This is a genomic window from Streptomyces sp. NPDC005761 (assembly GCF_040630635.1).
Taxonomy (GTDB): Bacteria; Actinomycetota; Actinomycetes; order Streptomycetales; family Streptomycetaceae; genus Streptomyces.
Genome location: NZ_JBEXXX010000033.1, coordinates 23,722 through 34,857, shown reverse-complemented (window position 1 = coordinate 34,857; position 11,136 = coordinate 23,722). Strand labels below are relative to the sequence as shown.

Sequence of the window (11,136 nt, the reverse complement as noted above, 5' to 3'; positions counted from 1 at the left end):
ATGCCCGTAGTACCCGTCCACGGCCACGATGTTCCCAGTGGGTACGACCCGGGAGCCGAGAGCCCACCGGTCAAGTACGGCGTGTGGGGGGACAGCGGCGACAGCAACGGTGTCGTGGGCAGCAGTGGCCGCTCCGGGGACGCGACTCAACCCGGCGGCGCCGGCGTGTACGGCGTCAACAGAGAGACCGAGGGAGTCGGTGTCTTCGGCAAGTCCGTCTCCAACATCGGCGGAACGGGCGTGCTCGGCAGCAGTGTCCGGGGTGTAGGGGTGTCAGGATCGAGCAAGGGGGACCGGCCCGGTGTGCTGGGCCAGGGCGTCGCCGCCCCAGGAGTGAGCGGCGTCAGCGCCCAGGGCCCGGGAGTGGCGGGGACGGGAACGTCGGGCAGCCCCGGCGTCAGGGGCGAGGGCGCCGACGGCCCCGGCGTGGAGGGCGTCAGCGCCGCCGGACCCGGAGTGTCCGGCACCGGCCGGGGGAGCGGCGCGGGACTTCTCGGCATCGCGTCGACCGGACCCGGAGTGGCGGGATCGAGTACCGACGGACCCGGCGTCGACGGGCGTGGAGGCGGCGCGGGCCCCGGCGTGACCGGCACGGGCGTGACCGCCTCCGGAGTGTTCGGATCGAGCGCACAGGGAGATGGCGTCAGGGGGATGGGCGGTGTCTCGGGCGCCGGGGTCTCGGGAACGGCCGACGCGGGCCCAGGTCTCTCGGGCACGAGCACTGCGGGCGCCGGCGTCCTCGGCCGAGGCGGCGGCAGCGCAGCGGGTGTCGACGGCAGTGCGGTGACCGGCCCGGGCGTGTCCGGCACGAGCACCAAGGGAGCCGGCGTGTCGGGCACCAGCGACCAGGGCGACGGCGTCACCGGGAAGGTGGGCGGACCCGGCGCGGGGGTCAGGGGCGGGGGAGCGACGGGGCCAGGTGTCGCGGGTTCGAGTGCCCAGGGGCCGGGTCTCCACGGCACCGGCGGGGCATCGTCCCCCGGCGTCCAGGGCGTCGGCTCGTCCGGCGCGGGCATCCTGGGGGAGAGCACGGACGGTGCCGGCGTGTCCGGTACGAGCACGCAGGGCGCCGGAATCTCCGGAACGAGCGCCCAGGGGATCGGTGTCACCGGCCTGGGCGGCGGGTCGAACCCGGGCGTCCAGGGAACCGGCACCACGGGCCCGGGCGTGTCCGGCAGGAGCACCCAGGGCGCCGGGGTCGCCGGGACCGTCGACGGGCCTGGTGCCGCGGTCCTGGGTACTGCCGGTACCGGTACCGGCGTTTCGGGCGTCAGCACGGGGGGCGCGGGCGTGCTCGCCAGGAGCACCAGCGGCGCGGGCCTGTCCGCGTCCAGCACCCAGGGCGTCGGTGTCTCGGGCACGAGTTCTCAGGGGATCGGTGTCACCGGGACGGGCAGTGGGACGAACCCCGGCGTCCAGGGCGCCGGCACGACCGGGGCCGGTGTGTCCGGCAGGAGCACACAGGGGGTCGGCGTGTCGGGCATCAGCGACCTGGGTGTCGGCGTGTCCGGAACGGGCGGAGGTTCGAACGCCGGTGTCGCGGGCGCCGGCGGCGACGGACCGGGCGTCCTCGCGACCAGCACCAGGAGCGCCGGCCTCGACGCACGCAGCACCCAGGGCGCCGGGGTCACGGCCCACGGCGTCACCGGCCTGATCGCGACCGGGACGACACGAGCGGCCTGGCTGGACGGCGACGTCGTGATCACCGGAACCGTGTCCGACGGCGTGAGCCTCGTCAGGATCGACCACCCGGTCGACCCCGAATCCCGCTACCTGGTGCACGCGGCCGTGCAGTCCCCGGAATTGAAGAACGTCTACGACGGCATGGTCGCCCTCGACGCGGACGGCCGGGCCACGGTCGATCTGCCCGAATGGTTCGAGTCGCTGAACGAGTCGTTCCGCTATCAGCTCACCGCCATCGGCGGCGCGGCCCCCGATCTGCATATCAGCCGTCCCCTCGCCGATCACACCTTCGATATTGCGGGAGGCCGGGCCGGACTGCAGGTCAGTTGGCAGGTCACCGGCGTCCGCTGCGACGGCTGGGCCAAGGCCAACCCCTTGACCGCCGAGGAGGAGAAGCCCGCCGAGGAGCAGGGGTTCTTCCTCCACCCCGAGGCCTTCGGCCGACCGGCGGAACGGTCTCTCTCCGCGCTCGCCGCCTCGGACAGGTCCGGGAGGACCTCGGAGGACGGACAGGGTTAGGCTGCCCCGTCCTTCGAGGGCGACGCGGCGGACGAGTCCTCGGAAGAGCCGGTCCGCCTGGCGGCAGAAGTGTCACGCCGCACCGCGAACCGCTCGGGCTGCATGCCCCGGCGCCGAGCCACGACCCGGTAGCCGAACTCACTTCGGGCGTCGGCGCCGGACGCTGCCCGGACGCCGAAGCCGCGGGAGTTCCGGTCCGTCACGTACAGCCCGCTGGCCGCTTCGTACTCTGTCAGGAAGACGTGGTACGGCCCCTCTTCGGTGACCGCGACGAACCCCGGGTCCAAGGTGACCTGGGCGCGTCCGTCGACGAGCCGGCCGAATCCGAAGTCCTCGAACCAGTGCTCAGGCGCCTCGACCGCGTACAGGACCCGGTAGGTCCCGTCGTCCATCCGGACGGTGACGCCCTTGTTCCCGTCCACCTCCAGGTCCCCGTTGACGTGCACCGGTCCGTCGAAGTACCCGGCGTACCCGTCCTCCGAGCGTCCCCACACGCCGATCGTGCCCTCGCCGTCATGGGCCTCGCCCTTCACGCCGACGCCGTTGTGGCTGCCCGAGAAGCCGTGCACGCCTGGCCTGCCCTCGCCCTTCCCGGTCCCCTTCACTCCCGTGCCCGAGTCCTCGCAGACGGCGACCAGGCCCGACTCGAGCCCGTTGATCCGGGCGCCCACCGCGAAGGTCGAGAGCTTGGTCTCGAAACCGACACTGGCGGGCCCGACTGCCCTCCACTTGTCGCCGCTCGTCATGCTCGACCTCCGTATCGCCCTGATGTGACCCGATGACACGAGGACGGCGGCGAGCCGCGCACCGCGACTGCCCGGGGCCGGGCCGCACTCCGGGACCACCTATAGCCGGACCGCGGACCGCGCCCGAGCCGACACGCGCGGCACGACCTGATTGGCCCACAGGGGGCCGGCCCCAAAGGTCCGCGAGGGATCCGTGTCCGCAGGTCGGTCCAGACGCTGCCTGGTTGGTCATGTACGGAAGACCGACAGAGCGAGCGAAACTCAGCGGTGCGGTGCGGCGGCCGACCAGGGCTTGGGCCCGGTGGCGACGTCTCCGGGCGCTGGGCGGACCGAGCAAGCCGGGGGCACGTCGTGCAGGCGGGTAGCATCCGCCACGCGCTTCACGCGAGAGCGATGAGTTTGGGCGGAGCATCGAGTCTGCTCTTGCATGACTCGAATCATCGCTGACATCTCGGTTTCGCTCGACGGCTTCGTCACCGGGCCCGATCCCGGCCCGGACAACGGGCTGGGCACCGGCGGCGAGGCCCTGCACACGTGGGCGTTCTCCGACGCCCCCGAGGACCGCCGGTTTCTGCGCGAAGGAACCGCCCGCTCGGGTGCCGTCATCCTCGGACGCCACCTCTTCGACGTGGTCGACGGGCCGAAAGGCTGGGACGACACGTCCGGCTACGGCGCCGGCGAGGTCGCCAAGCCTCCGTTCGTCGTCGTGACCAGCGTGCCGCCAGAGTCGGTGCGGACAACCAACCTCGACTGGACGTTCGTCACCACCGGTCTGCCCGACGCAGTCACCGCCGCGCGCGAGCGAGCCGAGGTGGCGTCGTCGGAGAGCGGTAAGGACCTCGACGTCATCATCATGGGTGGGGGCGCCACGATTGCCTCGGCACTCGAGGCCGGGCTGGTCGACTCGCTGACGCTGCACCTCGCGCCCATCGTGCTCGGCGCCGGCACACCTCTGTTCACCGGCGGAACTGCGCGCACGCTGGAGCAGCGGAGCGTGATCTCGACGTCGACCGCGACGCACCTGACCTACGACGTCGTTCCGGTGATCCGATGACTACGGTCAACATCAATGAGGTCACCTTGGGCATCGAGTCGTTCGGTGACGACGACGCGCCGCTCGTCCTGCTCGTGGGAGGGACAACGATGCTCTCCTGGCCCGACACGCTGTGCGAGCGTCTTGCCGCTGGTGGGCGCCGAGTGGTGCGCTACGACTTGCGCGACAGCGGGGAGTCGACGACGAGGGACTTGGAGGCGCCCGCCTACACCCTGCGCGGGCTCGCCGAGGACGCGGCGGCCCTGGCTGACGCGCTGGGCGGGCGGCCCGCGCACCTCGCGGGGATCGGCGTCGGCGGGATGGTCGCCCAGGTGGCCGTGCTCGACCATCCCGGCGCGTTCTCGGCGCTCACCCTGGTGGGCACCCGCGCGGTTGCCCCCGGTCCGCCCGACGCTGACCTCCCCGACCACGACCGGGCAACGATGAGACGGCTGTTCGCGCGTCCGGCACCCGATTGGGCCGACCGCGAGGCGGTCGCGGACTTCGCCGCTTCCGGCGCGGAGGTCCTTGGTAACGACCCCCTTGCCGCGCGCGCGGTCGCTGCGCGCATCTGGGACCGTACGCCAGGTACGAAACGCCTGGTCCACATGGCCAACCAGCTGGGCATGGTGTTCTCCAGGCTCGACTGCGAACCCCGCTGGCGCGAGCGCCTTCCCGAGATCGGGGTTCCCACGCTCGTCGTCCATGGCCGCCACGACCGCTTCTTTCCCGTCGGCAACGGCGAGGCGATCGCGCGCGAGGTCCCCGGGGCACGGCTCCTCGTCCTCGAGAAGGCCTCCACCGCGATCCCCGACGCGGCAGTCGGCGAGGTCACCGAGGCCATGCTTGCGCTCGGATAGCAGGAGCGTGCACGCGTCCATACGAAGGTGGGCCCGGCACACGTTCCGTGGCGGAGATCATCGGGGTCCGAGGCCCGGTGACGTCGCGCGATGTGGGAGCGTGCGGGGTCGTCGGGCCGGGACTCGGAGAGGGAGAGCGCGCGGGTCGCCAGGGCGTGGCCGTGAGCGGTGGTGTCGCGGCGAAACCGCCGATCTGGCAGTTCTCGGTGCGACCGGCGGTGCCGGAGTACTGCCGACGCTCCGGGCGGCGTCGGTGTACACGAAGCGGTTGGTCAGGCCGGTGCAGGCATGACTCGGCTGTGTCGACTGATGGGGAAGACTGAGCCCATGAAAGACATCGTTTTCACGCGCGAGAGCGGCTGGATCCCGAACGTGATCCGCGAGGACGGTGAACTGCGGCTGATGCTCGGTGCCGGGGCCGACGCCAACCATGCCCCCCGCACGTTTGCGTTTCCGATCAGCGAAGCGCATCTTGCGGTGATCCGGGAGGACTTGGCCAGACATCTGCTGCTGTGGAGTGCGGTCCTTCCGCTGTGTGACGCCGCCGGCACCCAGGGCCGACTCGACGAGAGCGCTGCCGTCGCGCTCCTGGACCCGATCCTCCTCTCCGCGCCCGTCGACGTCGACGCGTTCTTCCGTCGCATCCGGTGGGACAGGAGTCGCCTGATCGCCCATGGGGCTGACATCGGTCTGCTCGAGCGCGGTCAGGTCTGCGAGGCGATGCGGGCGGCGTCGGAGACGTCCGACGGGAAACGAGCCCAGGAGTACCAAGCGGAGCGCCGTCGCGCCGAGCGCGGAGCAGTACTCGGTCCACTCGACGCCGCGATCCTGAAGTACACGGGCCAGTACCTGCACGGCGCGACGATTCCGAGGCGGATGCCGGATGCGGTCGAGCCTGCACTGCTGCCCGAGGTCATGCGTGTGATCGCCACCGCGGAGCATGCGTGCACCGGGATGAGGATCAGCCGCGACCCGCGACGGGGAAAACGCGCCACGGACAAACGCGACTGGGACCGGATGGCGACGACGGTCGACGCGGCCGTGCGCCGTGCGCACCCTGAGCTCGCGGAGGACGCGTTGCGAACGGTGAGCTTCCTGGTGTGCTCGGAAGCCGCGGACCGTTCCAGGAGCGCGCCCATGGTGGATGACGAGGAGACTGACGGCGCCCGCGCCACCCTCGGCGGGAGGGCGAGACGGCGGACCCTGTCGTACACCGACGACAAGGGCCTCGAGAAGAAGTGGTCCCCGGACAGTCCCCGCACGGCAACCGCGGAGTTCTGGGAATTCGTGGGCGATCGCTCCGCTGCGGACAACGAAGTGTTCACCATCGAGGACGAGGAACTGGGCGAAGGGATCCAGCTCCACTTCTACGCGGACTCCATCGCCCGGATCACGACGGTCCACGAGGGTGAAGGCGGGTCGGATCCGGAGTACCGGGTCGAATACAGCCTGGTCGACGGGATAGGCGGGTACCGAACGCTGGTGAGCGCCTTCGTCCGTGGCGGTTGTGCCGCACTCGAACAGCACGGCTCGTGGATGCCGGATGTCGCTGAGTTCGAGCGCGCGCGCCGACGACGCGACGCCGAGTAGTCCCAGCGGGATCCCGCGCACGCGCCGCCGGAAAGCCCTGCGACAGAGCCGGCGCAGGAGCCCGCGCACGGGCCGACGTAGCCAGCCGACCCGGCCCCATCGTCGACAAGGACCCGGGTGCTTCAGCCGGTTCTGGGCGGACACTGGCTGGAGCGGGATGTCGGACGGCCTCGACCCGCCGGCCCTCGATCATCGCGATGACGATCAGGCCATCGCCTGGCCGGCCGCCGGGGAGTCGGACAGGGTTCCGGCCCGGGCGCCAACCCTCTGGACCGGCGGACCGAACTGAAGGAACGAGCCGGTGAACCGATCGCGAACGGGATAGTCCGCAGGCGCCTGCTGGATCAGGTCGGGACCCCGCCCGACAGGCAGGCCAACTTCCTCCGGCACGACTCTGCCTCTTGGGGCATCGCCTTCGCTGGAGTGCCAGGGTGCATGTGCCGCTGCGCTGAGCGGGGCGCCTCTGCTCGAAGTTTGTGGCGTGCGCCTGCCGCAGGTGGCGGGCAACCGTTTGTTGATCTCAACTGTCATACGCACATGACGACGACCCCTGGCCTCCCTTCCCTCGTGCTGCGCGGCAGCGGTGCCACCGCCCGCTTCGGAGACGGATTCGACTATGTGCAGTGGGAACAGGAGGGGCGCCTGACACGGATTCCGCTGGAGGCCATCGAAGCGGTCCGCAGCCTCGACCGCTCGCTCGAGGTCATCCTGACGACCGCGGAGCCCGACCGCGCTGCTGCCGTGTACGCGGTTCACCAGGCCAGCGCCGCAGCCGTGGCCACGTTCTGCGCTGCCTTGCAAGCCCGCCTGCCCGAGAGAGCGGCCGAAGGATCGCGCGTGGACGGCGAAGATCTGATCACCGACGTCTCCGAGGGCCACCCCCGGAGGCCGTCGAGGCGCGTTCTCCTCATGGTCGCCGTGATCGCAGTCTTCGCTGTGACCGATGTGACGGTGGCGGTGCTCCGTGAGCCGGCGTGGGCGGTCGCACTGCCGGTCCTTCAGCTCTTCGCATGCACGGGGGCATTCATGGCGCTCACGCTGGGACGAGGCTTGTACGACGGGCTGCGCCTCCCCAAGCACGGCATAACGGTGATGGCCGAACTCGACCACTACACCAACAACACGAAGGTATATCGGTACGCAGACCAGGACGGCGGACTGCACTTCTACCGGGAGCCGACCGGCGGGCAGCAGCTGGAGCTCAGCTACGACCCGCGCAACCCCAGCCGCGCATCCGCCCGCCAGTCTCTCTATGTTCAGATCATGCTGGCCCTGATGACAGTCGTCGGCCTCGGTATGGCTTGCGGCGGACTCGGGTTCACCTGCTACCAGCTCTTCATCGCGTTGCGTGGCTGACTCCGTACGCAGCGCACGTCGAACACTTCCTGAACTCGTACCACCGATCATGATCGGCCCTGCTTGAGGCGTCTGTAGCAGATGAAGCTGCAGGTGAGGAGACGACAGCGTCGGTTCGGCATTCCCAGCACACTGCGAGGTGTTTGGCATGGTGGAGCAGGGCGAAGATCTGGCTCAGCAGGTCGTCCATCGACTCGCGCATCTGTGCCAGCCGGTACCCCGCCCTAACCCGTGCTGCGAGGCGCCAGCCGCTGTGTGATCCGGTCGAACAGCTCCGTCAGCGGCTCGCCGACGTGCCGGCCGAACTCGGTCAGTCCGTAGGTGACCTGGGGCGGCGTCGTCGGCTCGACCTCCCGCCAGACCAGACCGTCCTGGACCAGTGCGCGCAGGGTCTGGGCGAGCATCTTCTCGCTGACGCCCTCGATGCTCTCGCGCAGCTCGTAGAACCGGAGAGCATTGCTCCGCAACGAGATCAGCACCCAGACGCCCCACCTGCTCGTCACGTGGTCGACCACATTGCGCGCTGGGCAGTCGGTGTGAAACACGTCATACCGCTCGCCCGTCTCGGCCTGGCTGTGCTGCACGCTTCCCATTACTTCAGGAGCTTACCTCAAGGTATGTCCTTACCAAAAGTAAGCCCCGCTCCTAGCGTGAAGGCCACAGAGCACTTCCGAACAAGGAGCTGACCATGATCGTAGTGACCGGGGCTACCGGGAATATCGGCCGGCCGTTGACGCAGGCGCTGTCCGAGGCGGGCGAGCATGTGATGGCGGTGTCACGACACACGGCGGCGGTTCCGAACGGTGTCCGCCACTTGACGGCCGACCTGGCCGAGCCGGCCAGTCTCAAGCCCGCGCTGGCCGGGGCGAAGGCGCTGTTCCTGCTGCTGTCCGGCGACCTGCACGCCACGGGAGCCAACCCTGCCGACATCATCAGCGAAGCTGCGGCCGGCGGGACCCGCCGGGTCGTTCTGCTCTCCACGCTGGGCGTGGTGACCAGGCCCTCCGGCCAAACGCGGATCGCGATGCGCGCGTTGGAGGACAGGCTGCGGGAGTCCGGCCTGGAGTGGGCGATCCTGCGGCCGGGCGGCTTCGCCTCGAACGCGCTGTGGTGGGCCGAGTCCGTCCGCGCACAACAGGTCGTCGCCGCGCCCTTCGGTGACGTCGGGGTGCCGATCATCGACCCGGCGGACATCGCCGCGGTCGCGGCGGCCTGCCTGCTGGATGACCGGCACGCCGGCGGCGTCTACGAGCTGACCGGCCCGGAGGTGATCACCCCGCGCCGACAGACGGAGGCCATCGCCGCCGCGCTGGGCTCGCCGGTCAGGTTCCACGAGCTCACCCGCGACGAGGCGAAGGCCGCCATGACCCAGAGCATGCCGGCGGAGCTTGCCGACGACACGCTGGACATCCTCGGCTCCCCGAGCCCGGCTGAGCTGCGCGTCAGCCCGGACGTCCAGCAGGTACTCGGCCGTGCCCCGCACCCGTTCGCCGACTGGGCCGCCCGCAATGTCACCGCGTTCCGCTGAGTCCGGTCATGCCGCCGGAACTGGGTTCGTGCTCGGTGCTCCAATGCTGAGAGTCGAGGAACCTGACCCGAAGCTGACGCCGGTGCGGCCCACCAGTCGGCCGTAACGGCCGCTTCAGCCGCAGCGAATCGATGCGCAGCCAACCCCGTAGGCCCGCACCACGGCTGCGGTCGCCCTGTCGAAACGCCGCGACTTGCTGCGTGGACTTGGACACGCGCGCTCGACAGCCGGGTGGTCGATGCGCAGGGGCGGTCCCACGGTCGCGCCGCGGACACCGCCCCCCGCGTCCAGGAGTACTTCGAGTCGGAGCCGGCCATGTCAGCCTCCTCCTTGTGACCACCATTCCGACTCCTTGCCCGTACGGAAGTGGGAGCAACTCGCCACGTGCCTGCGGATCTGATGCTGCGCGCCGCGTAGGAACACGGCACGAGTGCGACCGGGAAAGCGGTCGCGGCTGGTTCGGGATGGCGTGCGATCCAGCCGTCCGCGAGCAATGCGCTTCGCTGAATCGGCGGTGCCGGAGTCGACCAGCAGCTCTGGCCGCCGACCACGTCAAGTGGCGGCCGGGCAAGGCATACCAGGGCGCAGGTCCTTGTCCGCGTTCCGTTTCGGGGCAAGAACCTGCGCCGCTGATCGGCCCACCGAGCCGGGTGATATGGGTGTCGACATGCGAGACGCCGACGTCACAACCGCGATCACGCCAGGATCCGCAGCCTCGGTGGACGTGCCACGGCAACCCTCACATGCTGGCGTGCCTTGCGAACGCTCCGCTGCAGCACTACTCGGATCACCGCCGTCGTCCGGGCCGTCCGCGTGCTCGAACTCGCCACCTGGTCAAGATGGAAGAGGCTCAGTGGTGGCCATGAGCGGTGTCGGAAGCTCCGCCGAAAAGCCGCGCGACAGCGCGAAAGGGGAGAGTGACAACGGTGGCAATGGCACCGCCGACAGAACGAAATACGTCTGCAATTGCCTTCAGCATTCTACTTCCTCCGATCGATGGCGCCGGCACGGTGTGCCGCAATACGCTGTTGATCAAACGCGTACCCGGCCTGTCGGCGGGAAAACCAAGGCGACAAGGCTGAGGGGGCGACGCTTCGCCGACAGGGGGCCGGTGGGCGAATTATCTACCTCGAGGCACTGACAGCGAGGCTGGAAGGCCAGCACGACGACGAAGCTTCTGGTACACGGGGCCCCGACCAGGATCGCCCGTGTCCGCTGAGACTTCACGTGCTCGTCTACCCGTCCTCCATCCATCCGGGACCTGTTCCTACAGTGTGCCTGACATGACATTGGTGAGGTCGGATCGGCCGTTCATCAGTTGCTGGGTGACCTGGCCCGTGGGCGCCAAGCGCCGTCCTCGAGGTGGAGACGTGCTGGCATCTTGTACGGACCGAATATCTGCCGTTCGGCTCACACTCTGCTCGGTATCGTTGCAGGTCGCGAGGGCGTGGTAAGGGTATGCCGGGTTCGCCTGGGCAGGGCGATGACGATGAAGTGACGGTTTTATCCGTGCCGGCACAGTTGAAGACGGTCGGCCGTTGCGACCCCGAATGAAGTGACGGGAGGAGACACCCCGGAGCCTCCTTGCTCCAGGTGTTTCTGCCTGCGTACGAACACGTCGGCGGAAAGACGACGCCGCGGCGGGCGGGGCACCGTGGTCCCCCTATGGATGCGAGTGGTGAAGTGAATCTCCGTTCCCGTCGACGGCGCCCATAGCGGCGTTGACGTTGCCCGGAGCGGGAGCATCGCTGGAGGTGGCGGGCCGGCTCTCTGGCCTTTGTCCGTGCTATTCAAGGCTTCTTGTGTCTGCTTAGTACTCCG

The 11,136-nt window shown here is 69.7% G+C and carries 9 protein-coding genes and 1 pseudogene; 7 read left to right on the top strand and 3 right to left on the bottom strand.

Annotation, left to right across the window (positions count from 1 at the left end; all coding sequences use genetic code 11):
- Positions 1 to 2,202, top strand: coding sequence for a hypothetical protein (locus tag ABZ434_RS26095; protein ID WP_359141574.1), 2,202 nt, complete (start codon positions 1 to 3; stop codon positions 2,200 to 2,202).
- On the opposite strand, the gene ABZ434_RS26090 is transcribed toward ABZ434_RS26095, so the two are convergent.
- Positions 2,199 to 2,948 (bottom strand): hypothetical protein, encoded by a 750-nt coding sequence (locus tag ABZ434_RS26090; protein WP_359141571.1) that lies wholly within the window; start codon positions 2,946 to 2,948, stop codon positions 2,199 to 2,201. The genes ABZ434_RS26095 and ABZ434_RS26090 overlap by 4 nt on opposite strands.
- A gap of 427 nt (positions 2,949 to 3,375) precedes the next feature.
- Here ABZ434_RS26090 and ABZ434_RS26085 point away from each other — a divergent pair, with 427 nt between their 5' ends.
- The 4 genes from ABZ434_RS26085 to ABZ434_RS26070 all read left to right on the top strand — a co-directional run bounded on the left by ABZ434_RS26085 (position 3,376) and on the right by ABZ434_RS26070 (position 7,787).
- Complete coding sequence (locus ABZ434_RS26085; RefSeq protein ID WP_359141568.1) at positions 3,376 to 4,002, top strand: dihydrofolate reductase family protein; 627 nt, start codon at positions 3,376 to 3,378, stop codon at positions 4,000 to 4,002.
- Positions 3,999 to 4,841: an alpha/beta hydrolase gene (locus tag ABZ434_RS26080; RefSeq protein ID WP_359141565.1), complete on the top strand. Its 843-nt coding sequence runs from the start codon at positions 3,999 to 4,001 to the stop codon at positions 4,839 to 4,841. The genes ABZ434_RS26085 and ABZ434_RS26080 overlap by 4 nt, the downstream gene beginning before the upstream one ends.
- Positions 4,842 to 5,168: 327 nt before the next feature.
- Entirely contained in the window at positions 5,169 to 6,431 is a 1,263-nt protein-coding gene (locus ABZ434_RS26075) for a DUF6357 family protein (protein WP_359141562.1), read from the top strand.
- Between the two features lie 537 nt (positions 6,432 to 6,968).
- Positions 6,969 to 7,787 carry a hypothetical protein gene (locus ABZ434_RS26070; protein ID WP_359141559.1) on the top strand — a complete coding sequence of 273 codons (819 nt, stop codon included), beginning with the start codon at positions 6,969 to 6,971 and terminating at the stop codon, positions 7,785 to 7,787.
- Between the two features lie 224 nt (positions 7,788 to 8,011).
- On the opposite strand, the gene ABZ434_RS26065 is transcribed toward ABZ434_RS26070, so the two are convergent.
- Positions 8,012 to 8,380 (bottom strand): helix-turn-helix domain-containing protein, encoded by a 369-nt coding sequence (locus ABZ434_RS26065; protein ID WP_359141556.1) that lies wholly within the window; start codon positions 8,378 to 8,380, stop codon positions 8,012 to 8,014.
- Positions 8,381 to 8,475: 95 nt separating this feature from the next.
- On the opposite strand from ABZ434_RS26065, the gene ABZ434_RS26060 reads away from it, so the two are divergent.
- Both ABZ434_RS26060 and ABZ434_RS26055 read left to right on the top strand, forming a co-directional pair.
- The gene (locus ABZ434_RS26060; protein ID WP_359141553.1) at positions 8,476 to 9,315 is read left to right on the top strand and encodes an NAD(P)H-binding protein; all 840 of its coding nucleotides are present in this window, start codon (positions 8,476 to 8,478) and stop codon (positions 9,313 to 9,315) included.
- A gap of 696 nt (positions 9,316 to 10,011) precedes the next feature.
- Positions 10,012 to 10,152: pseudogene (locus tag ABZ434_RS26055) on the top strand (IS5/IS1182 family transposase); the annotation flags it as partial.
- Positions 10,153 to 10,165: 13 nt separating this feature from the next.
- Here the strand turns inward: ABZ434_RS26055 and ABZ434_RS26050 are convergent.
- Positions 10,166 to 10,294, bottom strand: a complete 129-nt coding sequence (locus tag ABZ434_RS26050) for an LPFR motif small protein (protein ID WP_356314477.1) — start codon at positions 10,292 to 10,294, stop codon at positions 10,166 to 10,168.
- Positions 10,295 to 11,136 lie beyond the last annotated feature (842 nt).